This is a genomic window from Nonomuraea sp. NPDC049695 (genome assembly GCF_040674955.1).
Classification (GTDB): domain Bacteria; phylum Actinomycetota; class Actinomycetes; order Streptosporangiales; family Streptosporangiaceae; genus Nonomuraea; species Nonomuraea helvata.
This window is the reverse complement of the sequence record NZ_JBFANV010000032.1, coordinates 83,029-105,298: the sequence shown is the minus strand read 5'-3', so window position 1 is coordinate 105,298 and position 22,270 is coordinate 83,029. Positions and strand designations below refer to the sequence as shown.

Sequence of the window (22,270 nt, the reverse complement as noted above, 5' to 3'; positions counted from 1 at the left end):
CCCGGTTGTAGAGGGATCTTCTGTTCGGCAAGCACAGTCCTCACAATGATCAACCCATGTTAGAAAGGGGCTCGCGTTTCTGGGGACGAGGTGTGCTGGGTGATGGACGACGTGCTCCGTGCGATGGCCGAGAAGATCTCGGCGGGGGCGCCTTCCGGGTGGCGGCGGGCGGAGCTGCGCGGGTTCGCGACGGGCCGTGGTGGGTCGGGGCACCGCGGCCTGAGGTTCGAACCCGAGGGCGCGGGGGACGACATCGACGTGCACCCGGAGCTGACCGCGCTGCACGACCTCGCGGGGGCGCCGAACGGGCGGCTCACCGTCGAGCTGGTCGTCGAGGCCAGGGGCCGGTACGAGGCGGTGATCAGCCGGTCGCTGGAGCGCGATGAGGGAGAGGGCTTTCTGTACGTTCTCGATCCCACCGCGCTGCCGGCCGAGCCGGGCACGTTCCAGGAGGGCCCGGCGAACGCCACCCCCGCCGGAGACCCGCGCGAGGCGGTCGCCCTGCTCGGGGCGTACTTGAGCGAACGCGACCGGATCCTGGGATGGGACACGTACGCGCCGCCGCCCGCGCTTCCCGGGGCCCGCCGGGCCCGGCTGGAGGCCCGCCTGCCGGCTGCGCTCCCCGATGACCTGCGCGCCCTCTACACGCGGGTGGACGGCGACGGGGGCGAGGGCCTGCTGGACCGGCATCCGTGGTTCGGCCTCGAACTGCTGGAGAACCAGAGCAGGCGGGAGAACCGGTGGTGGGCGGCGGGCCGCGCCTGGCGCGACCACCTGGAGAGCCCGGTCATCAGCAGCGCGGGCGCGCCGCTGGCGGTGCGCCGGATGTCGGACCATCCGCGCTGGATCCCGTTCGCCACCAGCACCGGCGGCGACTTCCTGGCGGTGGACCTGGCGCCGGGACCGGGCGGGCGGCCCGGCCAGGTCATCCGCATGGGGCTGCACCACGACGCCGGCCCGGCCTACGTCGCCGATTCGGTGACCGGCCTGCTGCGGCAGCACGTCGACGCGCTGCGGGCGGGCGCCTATGAGGTGATGCCGAACGGGCTCTGGATCGACCTCGGCAAGGCGGGCCCGGACGCGCATGAGGAGTCGCGCTCGCTGACGGTCGCGGGCGCGGACGCGGCGTCCCTGCGGGGCATGCACCACGGGATCGAACGGTTATCGGTGGTCAACGCCCCTTGGGCCGATTTCGGGGCGGTACGAGGAGCGCCGGCGCTGTGGGAGGTGAGGGTGGAGAACTGCCCGGGAGCCGACCTGGCGCCGCTCCGGGACACGCCGGTGGAGCTGCTGGACCTGTCCATGGACACGATCGACCTGACGCCGCTGGCCGGCCACCCCACGCTGCGGATGCTGGTGCTGAGGACCGGGCGACCGGTGGACCTGACGCCGCTGCTGTCATGCCCCCGGCTGTACGGGCTGGATCTGTCCAGGGCGCCGATCCGCGACCTCAGCGTGCTCGGCGAGCTGCGGGGGCTGCTCTACCTGCGGCTGCGCCGCGGGCAGTGGCAGGAGCTGTGGAAGCGGGCCGGTCACCCGGCGGGGCTCGCGGCGGCCGGGCTGGCCGCGGAGCCACGCCGGGAGAAGGCCTGGTGGTGGTCGGTCGACAGGGCCTACCACGCCCGGGAGCCGTCACCGCGGACGGCGGCGGGCTGGGCGATGGACCTGGCCGGGGAGCACGCCGACGTGCTGGTACGCACGGGCCGCTACACCCGGTCGCGCTGAGGTCAGCCCCTCGTCGAGATCAGGTCCAGGGCGCGCTGGTGCTGCTCCGGCGAGGGTGCCCTGGTCCAGGTGATGCCGGGCTGGTTCTCGGCGAGCATGCGCGCCAGGACGGCGGACATGACGTCCGAGGGCTCGGCGTACGCCATGTGGGGGCGCATGCCGCGGTAGCCCTCGAGCACCCGGCCGTAGTCGTATATGAGCGTGTTGGTGAAGCGGCTGCGCTCGGCGTCGGCGCGCTCGAGCCCCTCCACGAACTCGGGCTCCGGCTCCTCGATCACCGCCTTGTAGATGTCGAGCCGGTTGCGGATCTCGCCGGGCGAGGCGTGGCTGTGCGCGTCGTCGTACATCCTCGACACGTGCCGCGGCATCTCCGTGAGCACGGTGAGCATGCCGTAGCCGCCGTTCTCGTCACCGTAGCCGCCGACGCCGCCGTCCACGCCCTGCGCGTGCGTGGCGTCCATCATCGCGCTCGAGAAGGCGTACTTGTCCAGGGCGTCGACCGGCTCCTCGAGCCAGTCGTCGTTCAGGTGCAGCACTCCCCCGGTCTCGGACTGCGCGGCACGGTCGAGGAGGTGCCGTACGGCGCCCGCCGGGTCGGCGAGCGCCTGCGGCCCCAGCGCGGCGAACTGCTCGGCCAGCAGGAACAGCGAGACCATCATCGACGGGTGGTAGACGCGCAGCGCCCCCTCCTCCCGGAACGGGTAGACCGTGCTCTCGTTGTCGTACGCCTCCAGCCCGGCCATGAAGGCCTGCTCCTGCTCCTCGGTGAGGATGAGCTCCCAGGCCCACTTGCGCTCCACGTGGAACTTGTAGAAGTCCTCGCCCCTGAGCGGGTCCCTGAACTTCCACCACAGGGCGACGCCGACGACGAGGGCGACGACGACGCCCAACGCTATCCACATACGAGATCGTCTCTCTTTCCGGTCCGGGGATCGGCCATAAAGAGCGGATCGTAGCGGCGAAGATCACCGCCCTACCGGAAAACCTGAGAAAACGATCAAATGGGGGCATGCGGGTCAGGGAGCCTCGGGCAGGCTCGCCACGTCGCCGTTGAGCGCCGCCGTGACGGCCTCTTCCACGGTGGGATGGATGTTCATGACGTCCTCCACCTTGGTGATCTGCAGCACGCGAGCCGGCATCGGATGCACGGCGGCCAGGTAGAGCCCCTGCGGGTGGGCGGCGGCGTTGAGCCTCAAAAGCGTGTGGAGGCCACTGCTGTCCATGAAGCTCAATCCACTCAGATCGAGCACCAAGGGCTGTCCGGACCGGCGCATCCGCGTGGTGTACGACTCGAGCCGGTCAGCGTTGCTACAGTCGATCTCGCCGGCCACGGTGATCAGCACACCCGTGATGAGCTGCCGGCACTCCAGTGTCAGAGGGGTCATGGCGAATCAGTGCGCCGGTAGCGCCTGCACAGCAGTGACGAGCATGGCGTCCTCGCAGTAGGTGGTCAGCATGGGATTGACGACGGCGAAGGGACCGTGTGGCAAGAATAATCCCCGAAGGGGGTTACCGGAAACCCGTTTCGCCATAAGATCTTCGGGTAAGCAGTTTTCGCCCGCTCCACGGGTTCGGCATCCCCTGGCGCGGAGGAGGCGAAGTGAGCCGTGAGTACATTCGATGACCGTCCCTCCACCTGGACATTCCTCACCCATCACGCCCGCGTGCTGGTGGAGATCGCCCGAGACCCCGAGGTACGACTACGCGACATCGCCGCCAGCATCGGCATCACCGAACGCACCGCCCAGAACATCGTGCGCGACCTCTACGAGGCCGGCTATCTGACCCGCACCCGCATCGGGCGGCGCAACCACTACACCATCAACCTCGAGCAGCACTTCCGCTACCCCACCGAGGCCGGCCTGCCCATCAGCCTGCTCATCGACATGTTCACGCAGCACGACATGCCCACCGCCGAGGCCACCTCCGGCGAGCCGCCCGCGTCCTGACCGCCGGGCTCAGCTCAGCAGTTCGCGGGCCAGCGCCTCGCGCCACCACCGCTCGACCCGATCGGGCGACCAGCCGCGCTCGGCGGTGAGCGTGGTGTAGACGTCGATGCTGCACAGGCCCGCGTAGACGTCGACCGCCGCCGCCACGTCCAGGCCCTCCCGCAGGACGCCCGCGGGCCACGAGGAGAACACCGCCGTGCGGGTCTCGTCGGCCCGCCTGCGACCGTCGCGGTAGACCTCCGCCAGCTCCGGCTCCGTACGGCCGGCCTCGCGCAGCAGCGTGATCACGTCGCCGGCGCGCTCGTACAGGCGCCGGTCGAAGCCTGCCATCGCGGCCAGCTGCCGCGCGGGATCGCGCTCCGCGGCCTCCAGCTCCGCGAGTTGCTGCGACGGATCGGCCGACAGGTCGGCCGCGTCGGCCAGCGCCCGGGTCAGCCCGCCCTTGTTGCCGTACACCGCGTAGACCGTCGGCACGGAGACCCCGGCCTCGCGCGCCACGTCGCGCACGGTGGTGGCGGCCCAGCCTTGATCGACGAAGAGCCGGCGCGCCGCGCGGGCGATCTCGGCACGTGTCTCCAGCGCCTGCGTCGTACGGCGCAACGAGTCGTACCGACGCCGGCCCACCTCTGCATCCATGCTCAGCACCCTAATGATTTACGCTAGTTATATTGAATATAGGACATGCATGGAGGCATCGTGCGCTTCTCCAGGATCAGCGGCGTCGCCGCCATCTGGTGGTCTGGATCGTGGGTGTACGGCATCCGCCTCGTCCGCGCGGCATGATCGCGGCCCTAGGGTGGGCTCATGGACCATGTCCTGATGACGGAGCGCCTGATCCTGCGTCCGGTGACCGTAGACGACCATGCCGAGCTGGTGGCTCACTGGACCGGCGCGGAGGTGCGGCGGTTCCTCTTCGACGGGGCGGTCCTGTCCCCGGCGGAGATCGGCGAGGTCATCGAGGACAGCGTGCGGGACTTCGCCGCGGCCGGCCACGGCCTCTGGCTGGTCCGGCAGAAGGACGGGACCGAGCTGGTCGGCACGGCCGGGCTGCGTCCGCTGGAGGAGCTCGGGCTCGAGGTCTTCTACAGCCTGGAGCCCGCCGCCTGGGGCAGGGGCTACGCCACCGAGGCCGCCCGCGCGGTGGTCGAATATGCGCTCGGCCCTCTCGGGCTTCCCGAGGTGCTGGCCGAGGTCGACCAGGGCAACGCCGCTTCGGTAGCGGTCGTCGAGCGGCTCGGCATGACGCCGTTCGCGGTGGTGCCCGGCCTGCTCGGGCCGATGACCCGTTACCGGCGCACCCCCTGACAGAGGCATTCGCGCGTCACGGCAGCTCCCGGATCGCTCCGGCCAGCTCCTCGGCGTGGGTGAGCTGGGGATGGTGACCCGCCCCCTTGATCGTCGTCACCCTCGCCCGGGTGCCGAGCGAGTCGAGCAGCGCGCGACCCTCACCGGTCAGCGGGTCGTCGGCTCCCACGATCACGTGTACGCGGCCCTGGTAGCGGGCGAGCGCGGCCCGGAGTTCGCCGCGCCGGCGCGTGCGGCCGGCGGCGGACAGCAGCCGCGCCACGTGGGCGGCCACGCGGCCTCGGCGCAGGTCCTCGGCGCTGGACGCGAGCCGTCCCGCATGGGCCGCGTCCCCGGTGAGCAGCCGCGACAGCGCGGCAGGACGCGCCCGGCCGAGGGCCAGGCGGGTCAGCGGGGCCACCCGGGTGGCGAGCCCACCGCGAGCCTGGAGGAAGAAGGGCGATACCAGGGTGAGCCGCTCGACCCGGTCGGGCCGCGCCAGAGCCGCCTCGACAGCGGCGGCGGCGCCGATGGAGTGGCCGACCAGGTGCACGCGGCCGGCCTCCTCGACCAGGGCGCTCAGCCAGGCGGGCAGGTCCCGTGGGCGCCCCGCGCTCATCCCGAGGCCCGGCAGGTCCACCACGCGGGCGTCGCCGAGCGCGGCGGCGACCGGGGCCCAGGTGTCGGCGTTGACGGGCAGGCCGGGCAGCACCAGGGTCGGCGCGCCCGGCTCACCGATCCCGAACGTCCGCACGCCCGCGTGCCACGTGAACCGCCGCACCGGCCCGGCGGGCGCGGCCCCGAACCGGTGGGCGGCCAGGTGGTCGGCCCATCGCAGGATCGACTCGGTGGTGGCGGGCAGCGCGAGCCCGTGACGCCCGGCGAACGCACGGGCCGGCCCCGTGGGATAGCGGTCTGACGACAGGAAGGTCAGCGTCTCCGGGTCCGTCCTGGTCAGCGCGGCCGGCAGACGCCGTATCAGAGACACGGGGACCTTCAGGCGCGGGACCTCGACCTGGTAGTGCCGCCCCACGAGCGAGAGCACCTCCGGCAGCGGCGGGGTGCCGTCGTCCAGGATCCAGTACGAGGCCCGCGCGGCTGCCGGGTCCTCGGGGAGCAGCGTCATGAAGCGCGCCAGGTAGTCCACGGGGATCACGGGGACGAACGTCCGCTCGCTCCCGGGCAGGGCCGCGAGCGAGCCACGCCAGATCTCCTTCAGGCTCGAGGCGAGCCCGATCTGCTGGTCGGACTCGCCGCTCGCGCTGTCCCCGATCACGCTGGAAGGGTTGACGACGGACCAGGGCACGCCCAGCCGGTCGGCGGTGGCCTGGAAGACCGCGTCGGACTCGACCTTGGACGCCTCGTAGGGGCCGAGGCGCTGGTAGGCACGTCGTACGAGGTCATCGCCCCACGGCACCGTCGCGGGGTCCTGGCCTCCCACGCGGTAGCCCGAGACGTGCACGAGCCGCCGCAGGTGAGGCAGCCGCGCGGCGAACGACACGATCGCCCGCACGCTGCCGACGTTGGCGTGCCGTGCCTCCTCTGCTGTCATCCCGAACCGGTAGGCGCCCGCGCAGTTGTAGATCTCGGTGACGTCCTCCCAGGCCGGCGCGTCGCCCTCGATCAACGCCGGCGCGTCGAAGTCGACGCGCACGTCGGCCGGGGCGGTGCGGCACCCGTGCTCGGCGAGCCACTCCCCCAGCCGGACGCCGGACCCGCTGTCGCGGGTCGCGGCGGTGACCCGGACACCGGCCTCGTCCAGGGCGAGGATGAGATGGCGGCCGACGAACCCGGTGGCGCCGAACACGAGAGCGTGCCTGTTCGCAGCACTCACGGGGTCTCCTTCGCGGGCGGCTGGTCGAGCAGGTCGCCGAGCACCTGGGCGGCGTCGCGCAGCGCCTTCACGTCGCGCCGGGCACGGGACACGATCACCGCGCCCTCCAGCGCGCTGACGACGGTCGTGGCGAGGGCGCGCGCCGCCGGAGGCGTGTGGCCCCGGCCCGCGAGGTGCTCGGTCATCGGCCCGATCCACGACTCGAAGGCGGCGGCGCAGGCGGTGCGGAGCCGTTCGCTGTGCGCGCCCATCTCCAAGGTCACCACGGAGACCGGGCAGCCGAGCCGGTAGTCGCTGCCGGCGAGGATCCCGATCAGGACGTCGACCACCCGCCGGAGCACGTCTCCCGGGCTCGCCGCCTCGGCGACCGTTTCGGTCACGAGCCCGCGGAACTGGTCGGCCGCCAGCTCGACGGCCTTCTCGCCCAGCGCCTCCTTGCCTTCGGGGAAGTGGAAGTAGAGCGACCCCTTCGGAGCCCGGGCATGCTCCGTCACCGTGGTGAGCCCTGTGCCGCTGTAGCCGCGCGCCTGGATCAGCTCGAGCATCGACTCCACCAGCCGCCCGCTCGTCCGCGCGCCCTTGTCCGTGACCATGGGTAGAAAATAGACCGGTCTATATATTCTCTGCAACCCGTGGCCGCCGGCCCGCCCTCCACCGGGCGCCACCCGACCCGCCCCGCCTGCGGGAACAGGGCCGCCAGCGGGCTCGACGATCAACGACCCAAGATCCCGACACGAAGATTCTGGTCACAAACATTTCCTGAAATAACCGGTCTACCGTATTGCCATTGACTGGAATTGTTGGAACATATGGTCATAGTCATCGAGTGAGGTCCAAAGATCGCTTACCGCAATCAGGTGGCGGCGAGGGGAAAGGGGCAACGCTCATGCACCAACGTGCTGTCCGAAACCTGGCCAAGCTCGATACGACGCAAGCCAGAATCACGCGGATCTTCGACGCGGCGGCGGGCGGGAAGAACAACTTCCTGGTGGACAAGGACATGGTGCGCCATTTCGATCAAGTAACTCCCGCCCTGACCACCGCGGCCCGCGCCGTGCTCCAATTCCTGTCCCGCGCGGTACGCCATCTGGCCGCCGCCGAGGGCGTGGACCAGTTCCTGATCGTGGGCAGCGGCGTCCCCAGCGGCCTTCCCGCCGGGCACCGGCTGCACGACATAGCGCGCCGCGCCTCGGCCGGCCCCGGCCCGCGCGTCGTGTACGTGGAGAGCAACCCGATGGTGATGACCATGGCGCAGGCCACCATCGAGCCCTTCAACGACCTGGTCCGCGTGGTGGACGGCGACGTGCGGGAGGTCGACGAGCTGCTCCGGGACCACGTGGTCCAGACTTTCCTCGACTGGGACAGGCCGCTGGCGGTGCTGCTGGTGTCGACGCACTGTCTCGACGACGACGAGAGCGCCCATTTCGCCGTCAAGCGGCTCCGGCACGCGGCGCCGAAAGGCAGCTTCCTGGGCCTGCTGCACACCACGTTCGACGGCATCCCGCCGGAGTTGCTGCCCGCCATCCGGAGCATGCTCGCCATGACGCTCCCCCGCCTGGCCATCCGCACCCGCGAAGAGGTCCGAGCCCTGCTCGACGGCCTCGACCTGATCGAGCCCGGGCTGGTGTGGGTCCCGCAGTGGCGCCCCGGCGAGCGCGACCTCGCCTGCCCGACCGAGCGCGATCTCGCCTGCCGCGACGAGCCCGCCTCCTCAGGGAATTACGGCGCCGTGGCCCGCATCCCCTGAGGACGGCGCACCGGCCAACGCTCTACCCGATTTATCGGCATATTTCATGATTGTTCGGGCCAGCACATCAGCCCCACCGGTCACGACCGTTACCGGAACGAGATTTCCGACGCCAGTGCGTCAATTGATGTCTATCTTATCGGTGGTGTATTCAGGCCATCCGGAAATTTTCATATGTGCGGCGTCTGAGGTCAATTGCCCGCAAGGCAAATGCAAGGATTTCCCGCCTATGATTCCGCCATGACAAACCGCGGCAGATCCAGCGCGTTGCCTCCATTTTGGCAACTGGGCCCTCGCCCGGCCGCGGCCCGTCGCCGTGGTCCACGTGGGCCCCGAGGAAGGGCGGTCGGCTCTGCCTGGCCTCCTGTCCGGAGCCGCCGCCACCGTCCTGGGGTGCGCCGGCGCCCTGATCGCCGCCGCCGCTGTCCGGCGGATGCGCAGGCGCGCTTCGGAGGATCCGACCGCCGTCGACGAGAGGGAATCCGCCTCCAGGTCCCGTCCGTCCGGTTCCTATCCGCCGTACCAACGCTCCGGCGCCGTTTCCGACCCGGCGTACCGCGCGCGCTCGACCAGCACGTGGGACGCGGCGCACCGCGAGCAACCCGGCACGGATCCCGCACGCCGCGCCGCTCGATGAAGTACTCGCGGGCGCCCTCCAGATAGGCGAGCGTCGAGTTGAGATCGCCGCGCAGGCGCCTGTCCTCGGCCTGGAAGGTCCGTTTGACGCCCTCCGCGAGCAGCGTCAGCGCGTGCGCCTCGATCTGGGCGGCCCGCAGCCGGTCCCGGTACTCTTCGCCGGGCGGCGGCTCGGCGCGGTCGAGCTCGCGCCCGCAGATCTCGCGCAGCCGCCGGTTCAGCTCGATGATCTCGTCGAAGGCCTCGCTCGCGGTGCTGAAGTTGAGGTATCCGGCGCAGAGATCGGCGAACGCGGCGATCCTGTTCTCCAGGTCTGATTCGACGGCGAAATAATCGTCGAACTCCGCCGGGGTGAGCGCGGCCATCAGCTCGTAAGAATTGACGCGCTCCTGCAATCGTTCGATCTCGTCGTAGTCAACTTCGGTCACGCGCCGCCTCACCAAATGGTCAACGACCCGAGCCCCCGCCCCGGGAATCAGAAATACATAATCGGCTCACGGCCGCGAAAAGTCCACCGGTTCCCCCACTCGGAAAAACACGATCAAGAAATGGCGCCCTAATCCCCCAGAGAGGCAAATATACCGACAAGTCACTTTTATGGCGCTTTGTCCGGGCCGGGATAGAATGGCGGCGAAAGACCCAAGGGGGAAGTCTCATGGGAAATCGGGTGGACTTCAAGACGTCCGAGTCGCTGGACAGAAGTGTCCAAGACCTGACCCAGGCCGAGCTGGACCGACTCGAAGAACTGCTGATCACCAACGATGGCGAACCTCGGCCGGTACCGGCATCCATGCGGTGAAGTGGAGCGGGCAGTGCCGCTGCGCGAGGCCGGAAGGCGCGCGGCGGCGGCACTGGCCGCCCTTGGGCTGCGGGCGGAGTCCGTGGACGTGAGCCCGGGCCGCGATCCGACCGCCTGGTGGTGCGAGCTGCTCGACGGCACGCCAGAGGGCCCGCCGGTCGCGTGCGGGATGGGCAAGGGACGCCCGGCGGAGGCCCGCGTGGGCGCGCTGTTCGAGGCCGTCGAGCACTACCTCACCGGCCCGGCCGGGTTCGACCCCACCGCCGTGGAGCCGGCCCTGCCCGCCGGGATCGCCGCAGGACCGCTGCGCGAGGACGCCTGCGCCCTGCTGCTGGGCCGGATGCCGGGGCGGCGGATGGCCTGCCTGCGCTATCGCGCCCTCGGCGGGAGACGGGAGACGCTGGTGCCGCTGTTCCTGTCCGCCCCGTGGTACGTGGAGACGGACGCCGTACGGCTGCGCGAAGTGGCCGGGGACGACTGCGACTACGCCCACCTCATGCGCTACAGCTGCAACAGCGGCTCGGCCACCGGCGTCACCGCCGCCGAGGCGCTGCTGCACGCCCTCAACGAGGCGATCGAGCGGGACTGCCTGTCCCTGCTCCTGGCGCGGGCCTTCCTCGCCGGGGACGGCTTCCGGCCCAGGCTGATCGACCCGGAGACGCTCCCGTACGGCCTGGCGCGAGCGCACGCGACGGCGGGGGAAGTGACCGGATCACCGGTCCACCTGCTGGACATCACCAGCGACGTGGGGGTGCCGACCATGCTGGCGTACACGGCCCCCACCTCCCGCCATCCGCACCGGCGCGGCGCGGGGACCTCGCTGAGCCCGGCCTACGCCGCCTGGCGGGCGCTCACCGAACTCGTCCAGACCACCCTCGGCGGGCGCCTCCCGGGAGTCCCTGCGCGGAGGGATCTGGCCGGGCTGGCGGCGTACCCAGCGCTGCACGCGTGCGGCCGGTTCGATCTCACCGGCCCCCTGCGCGAGGCGCACGTGGTCCCCTTCCCCCGGACCGCCGAGCCGGCCGCGCCGCCGTCCGGCCAGTTGCGGAAGGTGGCCGCGATGCTGGCCGCGCGGGGCCATACGGCCTACCACCGTAAGGTGCGCGCGCTGCCTGGTGGGGTCACCGCCGTGCATGTGATCGTGCCAGGCCTGGAGCGGTTCATGCTCGTCACGGACGGCAACCTGGTCCTGCCTGGCCGCAGGGGGCTGGCCGCCGCGGCCGGGAAGATGCTCGAATCAATACCGCCCGATCGACGGTCCCCTCAATAAGGTTTCCGGTTCATCGACCTTACGCGGGAGGTTTTCATGTCGGCACGATACTGGCAGCAGAACCGAAAAGCGAAGACGTCGGTAGTGCTGGTAGTCCTGCTCCTGGCCCTGGCCACATTCTTCCTGTCCAAGGCGAAGGAATGGGGGGTAGCGGCCGGATGCGCGACGCTCCTGGCGGCTGTGACGAGCACGGTAGTGCTGGGTAACCACCTGGTGCAGTTCCTGTCCTGGTGGCGCAAGCTTGGCGCGGCCGCGGCCGCGCCCACGTCCGCCGACGTCGCCACCGCGAAGGACGTCCTCGGGGGGCTGGTGACCCAGCGATGGCGCGACGAGACGGTCCTGCGCTCGCTGGGCGATCCCGAGCCCATGCCGCTGCCCTGGCGCTCGGCCACGCGCCGTGAGCTGGCCGACCGCCCCGAGATCATCGCCAAGGACACCGAGGCCTTCCCTGGCTCGGACGTGCACATCGCGGACATGGCACGTAACTTCCGCGCCCTGCCTTGTCGCCGGCTGGTCATCCTGGGCGGTCCGGGCACCGGGAAGACGACCCTGGCGATGCAGCTCATGCTCGAACTCCTGCGCACACGGGAGCCGGAGGAGCCCATCCCGGTGCTGCTGTCGGCCGCGCGCTGGGACGACCGCGTCCATCGGCGGCTGCAGGACTGGCTGGCCGCGAGTTTGGCGATGGACTATCCGGCGCTGTGCACCGAGGGCCTCGGCGTGGACATGCCGGACACGCTCGTGGCCCGAGGCGAGGTGCTGCCCGTCATCGACGGGCTGGACGAGCTGCCCGACACCGCCCGCGCGGACATGCTGACCGCGCTGAACCGGTCGATGTACGAGACCGACCAGCTCATCCTCACCTGCCGTACGGAGCAGTTCGCCGAGTCCGTCGAGGAGATCGGCGACGCCCTCACGGCGGCGGCGGTCATCGAGCCGCAGCCCATGTCCCCCGCCGCGGCGGCCGACTACCTGGAGGCCTGCCTGCCGCCGGTGCCCCATTCCGTCTGGCCCCACGTCCTGGAGGAGCTGCGTAAGGGCGCCGCTCCCGCCCTGTCCGAAGTCACTTCGACGTCTCTGGGGCTCTGGCTGGTCCGCGCCACCTACATCGGCCCGCGGGTGGATCCGAGTCCGCTGCTGGAGCTCGGACGCGGCAGCGCGGCCGAACTGCACGACCATCTGTACGACCAGCTCATCCCCGCCCTGGTGAGCACCCGCACGCCCGCCGACGGCCCACCCCAGCCGTTCCGGCCGCAACACGCGTGGACGGCGAAGCAGGTCGACCGCTGGCTCACGTACCTGTCCCGCCAGCTAGCGCGCAACGAGGAGGACCCGCGCGACGTGGCGTGGTGGCATCTGGCCCGCTACGCGTCCAGCCGCACGGTCCGGACCGGGGCCGCCATCGCGATCGGGGCCGTGGTCTGGCTGGCCTTCGGACTGCTCACAGGGGACCCTGGCCTCGGCGCGGTGATCGGGCTGTTCTCCGCGCTCGTGGTCGAAACCTTGATCGGTTCCTGGTTCACCGAGTCGCCCGGCCACGCCGACTTCCACCTGCGCGGCAGGCTAGCCGAACTCTTTCCCGCTCTCTGGGACGGGCTGATCGTCGGAGCCCTGGGGGCCATCGTCGGGTGGCTCATGCCCTACGCGAGTAGGGCGAGTAAGGCGCAGGAATATGCCCCGATATCCTCGGCGCAAATCGGTTTGCTGTCCTTCGTCGGATTCGTCGCCCTACACAGCTTGATCCGCTGGGTCGAGAGTCCCACCGCCGACCTGACGGCGAGGTCCCCGCGCTCGACCTGGCAGGCCGACAGGAACCTGACCGCCATCAGGATCCTCGGCGGGCTCGCAGTCGGGATCGCCACCGCGGGCGTCCTGCGGTATTCGGGGATCCCCTGGGACATGTCGATCCTGGTCGGCCTGGCGCTGGGCCTGCTGTTCGGGGTCATGGTGGGCCGCCACCACGCCTGGCTGGCCTACAAGCTGACGATCCCCCGCCTGGCCACCAAGGGAAGGCTGCCTCTGCGGGCCATGGACTTCCTGGACGACGCCCATCGCCTGGGCCTGCTGCGCACCGAGGGGCCGTACTACCAGTTCAGGCATATCGAGCTGCAGCAACATCTCGCGCGGGAGCGGGGCGCCTCACCGGGAGGCGGCGCCTGAACCGGGGTTGCCGGGTCAGGCGCCTCGCGTGAAGGGTCACTGGCGCAGCAGTGCGGTCAAGGGCCCCGCCAGGCTGGGCGGAGGGTCTTCGGGCACCGTGTAGACCTTGCCGAGACCGTCGCCGACGGTGATCCGGTAGGTCATCAGGTCGGCGCCCACCTCACCGGGCTCCTGGGCCATGGCGGCCTCGATCGCGGACAGCGCGTCGTACACCTTGGCGGCCTCCTGTTCGGGGAGGTCGTCGGTGTCGTACGCGGCGACGGTCTGCTCTATGCCGGCGAAGCCGCCGGTGCTCTCGATCTTCACACGCATGGGCGGTTACTTGAAGGCTTTCTTGAGTGCGGCCAGCTGAGCGGCCAGGATGTCGTCGTCGCCCAGGTTGCCGGTGGTGGTCAGCTTGTCCTTGTCGATGATCTGGAACTCGGGCAGTTGCATCGTGCCGCAGCACATCGACCGGTCCTGGACGGCGCGCAGGCTGGCGGACGACGTGTCGGCCGGCTTCACGCTGGTGACGTCCTTCGCGGTCTTGCCGTCGCCGGTGTAGTCGGCGTTCTTGAGGTCCATCTTGCCGGAGAGCATCTCGGTGAACGGCGTGGGCGAGGTGACCACCTCGCGGAAGGCGAACCGGTTGCGGATGAACGTCCGGTAGATGACGGGGTCGCCCTGGGCGGCCGAGATCTGCAGCATCTGGTTGACGACGTCGGTGTACGTGGCCCCGGTCGCGGGCGCCTTCACGATGGCGTCGAACAGCAGCTTGCACAGCCTGTCCGCGACCTCCATGAGGATCATGGTTGGGCTCTTGAGCTTGTCCTGCTTGATGCATTCGTGCGCGTAGATGTCGGCGAGCACGTCGTAGATGCCGCCGGTGAAGACCTGCGAGACGGCGTGCACCTCGTTGCCGACATCGCTCAGCTTGAGGTCGTTGTCGGCGTTGCGCAGCCCGAACGGCATGCCGAGCGCCTGCCCGAACTGCTCGGCCAGGCTCGACAGGAAGGACCTGGCGTGCAGGTTGGCCTTGGTGAGCGCGACGAGCGCCTCGGCCTGGTCCGGCATCGACAGCGCCAGGAAGATGGCGGTCAGGTCGCCGAACGACTCGTGCAGGCCACCGGTCTGCGGCGGGTTCCCCGCGCTGAGCCAGCCCGGCTTGAGGCCGTCGAGGATCGCGTGCCCGGTCTCGTGGGCGACGATGTCCAGCGAGCGGCAGGTGAAGACCTGCTGCGAGGAGCCGGTCGGGGCGAAGTAGAGGAACTTCAGCGCCTTGGCCGTCCTGCTGTAGAACGCGTTGGCGCCGGCCCCGGCGCGCGGGAAGACGGTCAGCCGCTCGATGTTCCCGCCGGTGTTCCAGGCGAACGGAATGGGCGTGCCGCCGTTGTGGCGCTCGTACATCATCATCGTCTCCCGGACGACCGCGTACGTGTGCGCGCAGTCGAACTCCGGTGAGTTGGGGACGAAGATGAAGTCGCCGTTGATGTTGCGTGCCACCGGTGTGGTGCCGGTCAGCTCCGTGGTGATGCGGGCGTCGGTGGGCCCGTTGAGCACCGGGCTGGGGATGAAGATCCCCCTGACGCCCAGCTCGGCGACGGTGGGGTCCTGCTTGTAGATGAGGATCCGGGGCCCGACGATCGGTGGGACCGGAATCGGGATCGGGGGCGGGAGCGGGCCCGGAATGGGCGCCGCCTCCATGGTGAAGGGCGGCTGGAGCAGCCGCTTCGTGTAGTCGGCCACGGCTGCTCCCGTGACTTCACGGTATTCAGGGACGTCTTTTTCCCTGAGTTCCTGAACAATCATCGATTTTCTCCCCATATGCGCGCAAGGACTCGGATGATGAGCCCTCCGGCGCCTGTGACGAAAGTTGATGCCTACCCACGCGCATTCACGGAGAAGTTCGCAAACATTCCAAATGGATAGCGACAATCTCAGACGCGCTTCTCGAATCTTCCCCAGCATCGGATAAGCACTGGCACATGGGAGTTCAAAGGTTTCCGCTGGGCCGCGGCGATCGTTCATCGCGCATGAGCGTTTCGTTCAGGGCTCGCCTGTTCCTTCCCGGTTAGGTTGACCTGCATGAACGCAAACCTGAGCGGCCATCGGTGAAGCCGTGCGGATCGGAATCGGACTGCCGTCAGCCGTGCCGGGAGCCGACGCCAGGTCCATCGGGCCATGGGCGGCGGAGAGCGAGCTTCGCGGCTTCCGATCGCTGGGCGCGTTCGATCGGCTGGTGTACGACAACCTGGACCCCCTGATGGCGCTGGCCGCCGCGGCGGCCCGTACCGAACGCGTCGAGCTGGTGACCACCGTGCTCAACGCCGGCTACCGCGGCAACCCCGTCGTCCTGGCCAAGCAGATCCACTCGCTCGAACGGCTCTCCGGCGGGCGGCTGACCGTGGGGCTCGGCATGGGCGGCTGGGCGGAGGACTACGCGGTCAGCGACGTGCCGATGACCGGCCGGGGCGCGGCGCTCGAGGCGACCCTGGCCACGATGCGCACAGTGTGGCGCGGCGAGGTGACCGGCCCGGCCGGCTCCATCCCCGCACTGCCCCCGGCCCGCCCGCAGCTCCTGCTCGCCGGCTTCGTGCCCGCCGCCTTCACCCGGGCCGCCACCCTGTCCGACGGCTGGGTCGCGCCGTCCTTCGGGCTGCAACTCCTGAAAAGGGGCGTCAACGCCGTACGCCGGGAGTGGGCGCAGGCCGGGCGCCGGGGACGGCCGCGGATCGTCGTGGAGCGCTACTTCTGCCTGGGGCTCGGCGCGGCGGAGACCGCCGACGCGTACATCGCGCGCTACTACGGCGACCTGTATCCCCAGGTCCGTCACGACGTGGTGACCGATGTCGATCACCTGCGCGCGGAGATCGACCGCGTCGCCGAGGCCGGGGCCGACGATCTGGTGCTGCTCCCGTGCTCGAGAGAGTTCGAGCAGATCAGCCTGCTGGTGGACGCCCTGGACCGGGCGGGCCGCAGGCCTTGAGAGCGGCACACGGGCTCAGACCCCGTTGGCCCGCATTTCGGCCGCCATCGCCGCCGAGTCGTGGTCGGGCTCAACTCCGTCGACCAGCACCAGGTCACCGGGGATGTGGTCCGCACGCAGGCGCCGGATGTCCTGATAGGCGGGCGAGTCGTACCACGCGCGGGCCTGCTCGATCGACGGAAACTCGATGATCACCAGGGCGCCGGGCCACTCGCCCTCGCGCACCTCCACGGGCGCCCCGTGCACCACGAACCGGCCACCGAACGGGTCCAGCGTGGCCTGGATGCGCTCCATGTACTCGTACACCTCCTCGTGCGGCTCCGCGGGAAGCAGGTGGGCGAGGGCGTACGCGGTCATGGCTTGCTCCTTCGTCAGCCGGGCCGCCGTCCGGCGGCCTCGATGACCATGCTGCCGTCATGACGTAATCGAGTCGATTACCTCAGAGGTAGCGCGTCACGCGACCTCGCCGTCGAGTGCGGTGCCGAGGGCCCGGTATCGACGCAGGCGCCTCGCGAGCAGTTCGGGACGCCGGGTGTGCACCATGGCGAGGAGTTCGCGCTCCAGCTCGCGCCCGACGCGGCGGCAGAACGCCTGCGGCTCCTCGGCCGCGTCCGGGCGTTCGGCGACGATCCGGTCGGCGATGCCGCCGGCGACCAGGTCGGCGGAGCGGACGCCCTGCGCGGCGGCCAGCTGCGGCGCGTGCTCGACATCGCGGTGCACGATGGCGCTGGCGCCCTCGGGCGGCAGCGGGGACAGCCAGCCGTGCTGGGCGACGAGGACCCGGTCGCACGGGATGAGCGCGAGCGCGCCGCCGCCGCACCCCTGACCGAGGATCACCGACAGCGTCGGCGCTTCGAGGGTGACGAGTTCGGACAGGCATCGGGCGATCTCGCCGGCCAGCCCGCCCTCCTCCGCCTCCGCGCTGAGCGCCGCGCCGGGGGTGTCGATGACGGTGACGAGCGGCAGGTCCAGCTCGCGGGCCAGCCGAAGGCCGCGCCTGGCCGCGCGCAGGGCCGCGGGCCCCATCGGCCCCACCTCCGCCTGGGTGCGGCGGTCCTGGCCGAGCAGCACGCAGGAGACGCCGCCGAAGCGGGCCAGCGCCAGGTAGAGGCCCGGGTCCCGCTCCCCCGCGCCGGTCCCGCTCAGCGGCAGCACGTCCGAGGCGGCGTAGCGGAGCAGCTGCCTGACGCCGGGCCGGTCGGGCCGCCTGGAGCGCGTGATCGACTCCCAGGCGGGCACGTCCGGCAGCCGTCCCTCGGACGGAGTCTCGTCCCAGGCCGGCTCCGCGGGCGGGGCCAGCAGGATGCGCAGCGCCCGGTCGGCGATGCCGGCCAGCGCCTGCGGCGGCAGCACGGCGTCGACCAGGCCGTGCCGGTACAGGTTCTCGGCGACCTGGACTCCCTCCGGAAACGCCTCGCCGTACAGGGCCTGGTAGACGCGCGGGCCGAGAAAGCCGATCATCGCGCCGGGCTCCGCGGCCGTGACGTGGCCGAGCGAGCCCCACGAGGCGAGCACGCCGCCGAAGGTCGGGTTACGCAGGTAGACCAGGTACGGCAGGCCCGCGGCCTTGTGCTGCGCGACCGCGGCCGAGATCTTCACCATCTGCAGGAACGCCACCGTGCCCTCCTGCATCCTCGTGCCGCCCGAGGCGGGCGCGGCGAGCAGCGGGAGCCGCTCTCCGGTCGCCCGTTCCACGGCCGCCACCATGCGTTCCGCGGCGGCGACCCCGATGGATCCGGCGAGGAAGCCGAACTCGCAGGCGACGACGGCGACCCGGCGGCCGCGCAGCAGCCCCTCGCCCGTGATCACCGCCTCGTCCAGGCCCGTGCGCCGTCTGGCCGCGGCCACGTCGGGGTCGCTCGCCGGGCCGAGCGGCTCGTCCCAGCTGCGGAACGAGCCGTCGTCGAGCGCGAGTTCGACGAGTTCGAGCGCCGTCAGCCGGCCAGCCATGCGCGGATCTCCTCCTCGTCGGCGTTCAGCACGGGAGGCGGGGCGTGATCGGCCCGGGTGGTCTCGACCTCGCCGTCCGGCCCCGTGGGGTCGAAGAACCGCAGCGGCGGCCCCGGCAGCGTGACCTCGCCGATGCTCTCGTGCTCGACGTCGATGAGCAGGCCCTGCGAGCGGGTCTGCGGCCAGCCGTACACCTCGTCGAGGGTGCGCACCCGGCCGGCGGGCACGCCCGCGGCAGCCAGCCGCTCCAGCAGTTCGTCCGGGCCGAAGGCGGCGAAGACGGCTTCGACCCGCTCGACCAGCCGGCCGCCGGCCGCCACCCGCTCGGCGTTCGTGGCCAGGCCCGGCTCCTGCGGGTCCAGGCCGAATTCGGCGCAGAAGCGCCGCCACAGGCTCTCGCTCCCGACCGCGATCTGCACCTGGCCGCCCTCGCAGCGGAACAGCCCGTACGGGGCGATGGACGGATGATGGTTGCCCTGCGCCCGCCCGACCTCGCCGGCCACGGTCCAGCGCGTGCCCTGGAAGGCGTGCACGCCGACGATCGAGGCAAGCAGCGAGGTCCGCACCACCTGGCCGCGCCCGGTCCGCTCGCGCTCGAGCAGCGCCGACACCACGCCGTACGCTCCGTACATGCCGGCCAGCAGGTCACCGATCGGCACGCCGACCCGCTGCGGGTCATCCGGTCCCGACCCGGTGAGCGACATCAGGCCGGCCTCGCCCTGGGCGATCTGGTCGTAGCCGGCCCGTCCCGCCTCGGGACCGTCGTGCCCGAAACCGGTGATGGACAGCACCACCAGCCGCGGGTTGAGCTCGAGCAGGCGGGTGGTGGTGAAGCCGAGCCGGTCGAGCACGCCGGCGCGGAAGTTCTCCAGCAGCACGTCCGCCTTGCGGATCAGCGCCTCGAGGGTCGCCCGGCCCGCGTCGTCCTTCAGGTCCAGGGCGATCGACTGCTTGTTGCGGTTGCACGACAGGAAGTACGTCGACTCAGACCCGGCGAACGGCGGCCCCCAGCCGCGGGTGTCGTCGCCGCTCCCCGGCTGCTCCACCTTGATCACGCGGGCGCCCAGGTCACCGAGCATCATCGCGGCGTGCGGCCCGGCGAGCGCCCTGGTCAGGTCGACGACGACGTAACCCGCAAGCGGCCCGCTCATGACAGACTCCCAGGCACGACGAGGATCGCCCAGCACAGCACCGGCGCGACGACCATGATGGTCATACCCCACGTCATCAGGCGTTTGAACACGTTGTCGCGTTCGTCGGCGTCGGCGTTCGCGACGACCAGTGCGCCGTTGGTCGAGAACGGGCTGCAGTCGACCACCGAGGCGGAGATCGCCAGCGCCGTGACCAGGCCGACGGCGCCGACCTGCCCGGTCTGCAGGAACGGCACGGCGAGCGGGATGAGCGCCCCGAGGATGCCGGTCGTCGAGGCGAAGGCGGAGACCACGGCGCCGATCAGGCAGATCAGGAACGCGGCGAGCAGCGGGGTGCCGACGTGGGCCACCCCGTCGCCGAGCCACTTCACCGTGCCCTGGTCCTCGAGCAGCGAGACGTAGGTGACGATGCCGCCGACCAGGAGCACCGTACCCCAGCTGATCTTGTCGACGGTGCCGCGGGCCGCGGAGGGGAAGATCAACGTGAGCACGACCGCCACCGCCAGCGCCAGGAAGCCGATGTCGAGGTCGAAGACGAGCGCGCCCACGGCGAGCACGGCCAGGCCGACCAGCGTGAGGGAGCGCTGCGCGTCGAGGCGGGGCAGGTCGTCGCCGGCGGGCTCCGGTTCGCTGTCACCGGCGGACCCGCCGACCCCTACGCCCACCCCCGCGGGCGCCATCGCGGGCACCTTCGGGGACTCGCGGTCGCGACGCAGCAGCTTCGCGCCGCCCAGGGTGAGGAAGCCGATCAGGCTGATCAGGGCGCACGCGCCCATCGCGCTGAAGAAGAGCACGGCCGGGTTGCCCGGCAGGTGGCTCTTGTCCACCACGCCGTTGGTGATCGCGCCGAAGATGCCGATCGGCGAGAAGCTTCCGCCGGTGGCGCCCTGGACCACCATCAGGCCCATCATCACCGGGTTGATCCGGTAGCGGGCCGCGAAGCCCATCGCCACAGGGGCCACGATGGCGACCGCGGCCGGGCTGGCGGCGCCGATCGCCGTGATCGCGGCGCACACCACGAACATCACCCACGGCATCAGCGCGACGCGGCCGCGCACCGCGATCACGGCCCGGTGCACGATCCAGTCCACGGTGCCGTTGTTCTTGGCCAGCGCGAACAGGTACGTGACGCCGACCAGGATGACGAACAGGTTCGCCGGGAACCCGCCGAGCACGTCGGTGACCTTCACACCGAACACGGCGGTGCCCACGACGAAGGCGGCCACGAGCGCGAGCGCGCCCATGTTGATGGAGCGGACCGTGGCTATCAGGAAGACCAGCACCAGCACGATCAACGCAATGACTTCCGCCGACATCGGCGACTCCTCGGGTCAGTGACAGTCCGGTTACGGGGGGATTTCCGGATTGGCCTAGCCTCTGCTCCACTGCGCCGTATGTCAATAGACTGTCGCCGTGACCAAGAAGCGCCCCCAGAGCTCCGTGGCCCCCGAGCGGCTGGAGCGCCCCCGCCTGTATGTGCAGCTGGCCGAGCACATCGCGCGCTTCATCGAGGCTCAGGGGCTCTCCCCCGGCGACCGCCTGCCGCCCGAGCGACGCCTGGCCGCGGAGCTCGGCGTCAGCCGGGCCACCCTGAGCCGCGCCCTGGTGGCGCTCGAGGTCCAGGGCAAGGTGGAGGTTCAGCACGGCAACGGGGCCGTGGTGCTCGCGCCGGCCGCCGAGGAGGCGCGACCGGACCTGTCCTTATTCCTGGTGGGGCGGGACCGGGGGGAGATCGCGCGGGCCAGGGAGGCCGTCATGTCGGGGCTGGCGCGCAGTGCGGCGGCACATCCCGACCGCAGCCTCCGGCTCGCCCTGCTCGACGCTGACGGCCGCCCGGTCCGCTTCTCCGACACCTGGCCGTGCGTGCGCAGGCTGGCGGGCGACAGCTTGCTGGCCGACCTCGACGATCTGCTGGCCGGGTCCGCGCCCCTGGACGACGCCCGGATCCCGGCCGACCGCCTGGCGGCTCTCGCCCGGGCCGTCGTGGTCGGTGACGCCGACGCCGCCGCTGCCGCCTGCGCCCACCTGCTCCAGCCGTGAGCGTTCAGACGGTGGCGCCGCGGGCGGCGTGCGCGACGGCCGCCGCCGCGAACGCCCGCACGATGGGGTGGCACAGGTCGCCGTCCCCTGCCAGCTCCGGCTGGAAGAGCGTCACCAGGTAGAAGGGGTGCTCCGGTAGCTCCGCGACGCGGATCTCGCCCTCGTCGTCGTGGCCGGTGAAGCGCATCCCGTGCGCGCGGAGCGTGTCGGCGTACGAGGCGTTCATGCCGTACGCGCAGTGGTAGCGCTCGACGGAGCGCTCGGTGCCGAGGATCTGCTCCACCCTCGAGCCGGGCTCGACCAGCACCACGCCCTCGTGGCCGACCAGCGAGCAGGCCAGCGGCACGACGATCTGCTGGTCGGCGTCCGGCGTGGTCTCCGCGTTGCTCGCTCCGGCGATGCCGCAGACGTGGCGCGCGTACTCCAGCAGGGCGTGCTGGAACCCGCCGCAGGTGCCGAGCAGCGGGACACCGCGCTCGCGGGCGGTGCGGAGCGCGGACAGCGCCCCCGCCTCGCTGCGGTACGGGGTGCCGGGCAGCACCCACACCCCGTCGAAGCCCTCGACGCCGGTGTCCGGCACGTCGTCGGTGGCCATCCAGTACGCGTCCAGTGCCAGCCCGTCGTGGGCGCGCAACGTCTCGATGAGGTGGGGGATGCGGGTGTGCGAGCGTACGTGTGGCGAGCGGTCCCCCACGAGGGCCACCCGCGCGGTGCGAGTCTCAGGCATGGCTCTCATCCTCGTGACACAGCGCCGATAAGG

21 protein-coding genes are annotated in these 22,270 nt (G+C 71.0%); 8 read left to right on the top strand and 13 right to left on the bottom strand.

Annotated elements, in window-relative coordinates:
- The first annotated feature begins 102 nt into the window (after positions 1–102).
- Positions 103–1,725, top strand: a complete 1,623-nt coding sequence (locus tag AB0J64_RS26675; RefSeq protein ID WP_364032100.1) for an SMI1/KNR4 family protein — start codon at positions 103–105, stop codon at positions 1,723–1,725.
- Positions 1,726–1,727: 2 nt separating this feature from the next.
- Here the strand turns inward: AB0J64_RS26675 and AB0J64_RS26670 are convergent, their stop codons facing one another.
- Both AB0J64_RS26670 and AB0J64_RS26665 read right to left on the bottom strand, forming a co-directional pair.
- Positions 1,728–2,627, bottom strand: a complete 900-nt coding sequence (locus AB0J64_RS26670) for a hypothetical protein (RefSeq protein ID WP_364032097.1) — start codon at positions 2,625–2,627, stop codon at positions 1,728–1,730.
- A 114-nt stretch (positions 2,628–2,741) separates the two neighbouring features.
- Positions 2,742–3,110 (bottom strand): STAS domain-containing protein, encoded by a 369-nt coding sequence (locus tag AB0J64_RS26665; protein WP_364032094.1) that lies wholly within the window; start codon positions 3,108–3,110, stop codon positions 2,742–2,744.
- A gap of 222 nt (positions 3,111–3,332) precedes the next feature.
- Between AB0J64_RS26665 and AB0J64_RS26660 the strand changes: the two genes are divergently transcribed.
- Positions 3,333–3,674 (top strand): helix-turn-helix domain-containing protein, encoded by a 342-nt coding sequence (locus AB0J64_RS26660; RefSeq protein WP_364032091.1) that lies wholly within the window; start codon positions 3,333–3,335, stop codon positions 3,672–3,674.
- Between the two features lie 9 nt (positions 3,675–3,683).
- Here AB0J64_RS26660 and AB0J64_RS26655 read toward each other — a convergent pair whose 3' ends face one another.
- Positions 3,684–4,310 (bottom strand): helix-turn-helix domain-containing protein, encoded by a 627-nt coding sequence (locus AB0J64_RS26655; protein ID WP_364032088.1) that lies wholly within the window; start codon positions 4,308–4,310, stop codon positions 3,684–3,686.
- A 168-nt stretch (positions 4,311–4,478) separates the two neighbouring features.
- On the opposite strand from AB0J64_RS26655, the gene AB0J64_RS26650 reads away from it, so the two are divergent.
- Positions 4,479–4,979, top strand: a complete 501-nt coding sequence (locus AB0J64_RS26650; RefSeq protein ID WP_364032085.1) for a GNAT family N-acetyltransferase — start codon at positions 4,479–4,481, stop codon at positions 4,977–4,979.
- Positions 4,980–4,995: 16 nt separating this feature from the next.
- On the opposite strand, the gene AB0J64_RS26645 is transcribed toward AB0J64_RS26650, so the two are convergent.
- Together AB0J64_RS26645 and AB0J64_RS26640 are read right to left on the bottom strand one after the other, a co-directional pair.
- Complete coding sequence (locus AB0J64_RS26645) at positions 4,996–6,792, bottom strand: alpha/beta fold hydrolase (RefSeq protein WP_364032082.1); 1,797 nt, start codon at positions 6,790–6,792, stop codon at positions 4,996–4,998.
- Positions 6,789–7,385 (bottom strand): TetR/AcrR family transcriptional regulator, encoded by a 597-nt coding sequence (locus AB0J64_RS26640; protein ID WP_364032079.1) that lies wholly within the window; start codon positions 7,383–7,385, stop codon positions 6,789–6,791. The genes AB0J64_RS26645 and AB0J64_RS26640 overlap by 4 nt, the downstream gene beginning before the upstream one ends.
- A gap of 293 nt (positions 7,386–7,678) precedes the next feature.
- Here AB0J64_RS26640 and AB0J64_RS26635 point away from each other — a divergent pair, with 293 nt between their 5' ends.
- A complete protein-coding gene (locus AB0J64_RS26635) occupies positions 7,679–8,539 on the top strand; it encodes an SAM-dependent methyltransferase (RefSeq protein ID WP_364032076.1) in 861 nt (286 codons plus the stop codon).
- A gap of 227 nt (positions 8,540–8,766) precedes the next feature.
- On the opposite strand, the gene AB0J64_RS26630 is transcribed toward AB0J64_RS26635, so the two are convergent.
- On the bottom strand, positions 8,767–9,603 hold the full coding sequence (locus tag AB0J64_RS26630; protein ID WP_364032074.1) for a hypothetical protein: 837 nt from the start codon (positions 9,601–9,603) through the stop codon (positions 8,767–8,769).
- Between the two features lie 384 nt (positions 9,604–9,987).
- Between AB0J64_RS26630 and AB0J64_RS26625 the strand changes: the two genes are divergently transcribed.
- Both AB0J64_RS26625 and AB0J64_RS26620 read left to right on the top strand, forming a co-directional pair.
- On the top strand, positions 9,988–11,244 hold the full coding sequence (locus AB0J64_RS26625) for a YcaO-like family protein (protein ID WP_364032071.1): 1,257 nt from the start codon (positions 9,988–9,990) through the stop codon (positions 11,242–11,244).
- A 36-nt stretch (positions 11,245–11,280) separates the two neighbouring features.
- Positions 11,281–13,404 carry an NACHT domain-containing protein gene (locus AB0J64_RS26620; protein WP_364032068.1) on the top strand — a complete coding sequence of 708 codons (2,124 nt, stop codon included), beginning with the start codon at positions 11,281–11,283 and terminating at the stop codon, positions 13,402–13,404.
- Positions 13,405–13,440: 36 nt separating this feature from the next.
- Here the strand turns inward: AB0J64_RS26620 and AB0J64_RS26615 are convergent, their stop codons facing one another.
- Both AB0J64_RS26615 and AB0J64_RS26610 read right to left on the bottom strand, forming a co-directional pair.
- A complete protein-coding gene (locus AB0J64_RS26615) occupies positions 13,441–13,716 on the bottom strand; it encodes a protealysin inhibitor emfourin (RefSeq protein ID WP_364032065.1) in 276 nt (91 codons plus the stop codon).
- Between the two features lie 6 nt (positions 13,717–13,722).
- Positions 13,723–15,129 (bottom strand): hypothetical protein, encoded by a 1,407-nt coding sequence (locus tag AB0J64_RS26610; protein ID WP_364032062.1) that lies wholly within the window; start codon positions 15,127–15,129, stop codon positions 13,723–13,725.
- Between the two features lie 373 nt (positions 15,130–15,502).
- Here AB0J64_RS26610 and AB0J64_RS26605 point away from each other — a divergent pair, with 373 nt between their 5' ends.
- Positions 15,503–16,369, top strand: a complete 867-nt coding sequence (locus AB0J64_RS26605; protein ID WP_364032059.1) for an LLM class flavin-dependent oxidoreductase — start codon at positions 15,503–15,505, stop codon at positions 16,367–16,369.
- A gap of 15 nt (positions 16,370–16,384) precedes the next feature.
- On the opposite strand, the gene AB0J64_RS26600 is transcribed toward AB0J64_RS26605, so the two are convergent.
- From AB0J64_RS26600 to AB0J64_RS26585, 4 genes are all read right to left on the bottom strand, one after another.
- A complete protein-coding gene (locus AB0J64_RS26600) occupies positions 16,385–16,726 on the bottom strand; it encodes a DUF1330 domain-containing protein (RefSeq protein ID WP_364032057.1) in 342 nt (113 codons plus the stop codon).
- A gap of 96 nt (positions 16,727–16,822) precedes the next feature.
- Positions 16,823–18,319 carry a carboxyl transferase domain-containing protein gene (locus AB0J64_RS26595; RefSeq protein ID WP_364032054.1) on the bottom strand — a complete coding sequence of 499 codons (1,497 nt, stop codon included), beginning with the start codon at positions 18,317–18,319 and terminating at the stop codon, positions 16,823–16,825.
- Positions 18,304–19,470 (bottom strand): CoA transferase, encoded by a 1,167-nt coding sequence (locus tag AB0J64_RS26590; protein ID WP_364032051.1) that lies wholly within the window; start codon positions 19,468–19,470, stop codon positions 18,304–18,306. The genes AB0J64_RS26595 and AB0J64_RS26590 overlap by 16 nt, the downstream gene beginning before the upstream one ends.
- Positions 19,467–20,786, bottom strand: coding sequence for an SLC13 family permease (locus AB0J64_RS26585; RefSeq protein ID WP_364032048.1), 1,320 nt, complete (start codon positions 20,784–20,786; stop codon positions 19,467–19,469). The genes AB0J64_RS26590 and AB0J64_RS26585 overlap by 4 nt, the downstream gene beginning before the upstream one ends.
- 97 nt (positions 20,787–20,883) lie before the next feature.
- Between AB0J64_RS26585 and AB0J64_RS26580 the strand changes: the two genes are divergently transcribed.
- Positions 20,884–21,510, top strand: coding sequence for a GntR family transcriptional regulator (locus AB0J64_RS26580; protein ID WP_364032045.1), 627 nt, complete (start codon positions 20,884–20,886; stop codon positions 21,508–21,510).
- Positions 21,511–21,514: 4 nt separating this feature from the next.
- Here the strand turns inward: AB0J64_RS26580 and AB0J64_RS26575 are convergent, their stop codons facing one another.
- Complete coding sequence (locus AB0J64_RS26575) at positions 21,515–22,237, bottom strand: hypothetical protein (RefSeq protein ID WP_364032042.1); 723 nt, start codon at positions 22,235–22,237, stop codon at positions 21,515–21,517.
- Positions 22,238–22,270: the final 33 nt, after the last annotated feature.

Bases quoted from the DNA above. Each gene is read 5' to 3' on its own strand.
- AB0J64_RS26675 (WP_364032100.1), top strand. From the start codon at position 103: ATGGACGACGTGCTCCGTGCGATGGCCGAGAAGATCTCGGCGGGGGCG.
- AB0J64_RS26670 (WP_364032097.1), bottom strand. From the start codon at position 2,627: ATGTGGATAGCGTTGGGCGTCGTCGTCGCCCTCGTCGTCGGCGTCGCC.
- AB0J64_RS26665 (WP_364032094.1), bottom strand. From the start codon at position 3,110: ATGACCCCTCTGACACTGGAGTGCCGGCAGCTCATCACGGGTGTGCTG.
- AB0J64_RS26655 (WP_364032088.1), bottom strand. From the start codon at position 4,310: ATGGATGCAGAGGTGGGCCGGCGTCGGTACGACTCGTTGCGCCGTACG.
- AB0J64_RS26650 (WP_364032085.1), top strand. From the start codon at position 4,479: ATGGACCATGTCCTGATGACGGAGCGCCTGATCCTGCGTCCGGTGACC.
- AB0J64_RS26640 (WP_364032079.1), bottom strand. From the start codon at position 7,385: ATGGTCACGGACAAGGGCGCGCGGACGAGCGGGCGGCTGGTGGAGTCG.
- AB0J64_RS26635 (WP_364032076.1), top strand. From the start codon at position 7,679: ATGCACCAACGTGCTGTCCGAAACCTGGCCAAGCTCGATACGACGCAA.
- AB0J64_RS26620 (WP_364032068.1), top strand. From the start codon at position 11,281: ATGTCGGCACGATACTGGCAGCAGAACCGAAAAGCGAAGACGTCGGTA.
- AB0J64_RS26615 (WP_364032065.1), bottom strand. From the start codon at position 13,716: ATGCGTGTGAAGATCGAGAGCACCGGCGGCTTCGCCGGCATAGAGCAG.
- AB0J64_RS26600 (WP_364032057.1), bottom strand. From the start codon at position 16,726: ATGACCGCGTACGCCCTCGCCCACCTGCTTCCCGCGGAGCCGCACGAG.
- AB0J64_RS26595 (WP_364032054.1), bottom strand. From the start codon at position 18,319: ATGGCTGGCCGGCTGACGGCGCTCGAACTCGTCGAACTCGCGCTCGAC.
- AB0J64_RS26590 (WP_364032051.1), bottom strand. From the start codon at position 19,470: ATGAGCGGGCCGCTTGCGGGTTACGTCGTCGTCGACCTGACCAGGGCG.
- AB0J64_RS26585 (WP_364032048.1), bottom strand. From the start codon at position 20,786: ATGTCGGCGGAAGTCATTGCGTTGATCGTGCTGGTGCTGGTCTTCCTG.
- AB0J64_RS26575 (WP_364032042.1), bottom strand. From the start codon at position 22,237: ATGCCTGAGACTCGCACCGCGCGGGTGGCCCTCGTGGGGGACCGCTCG.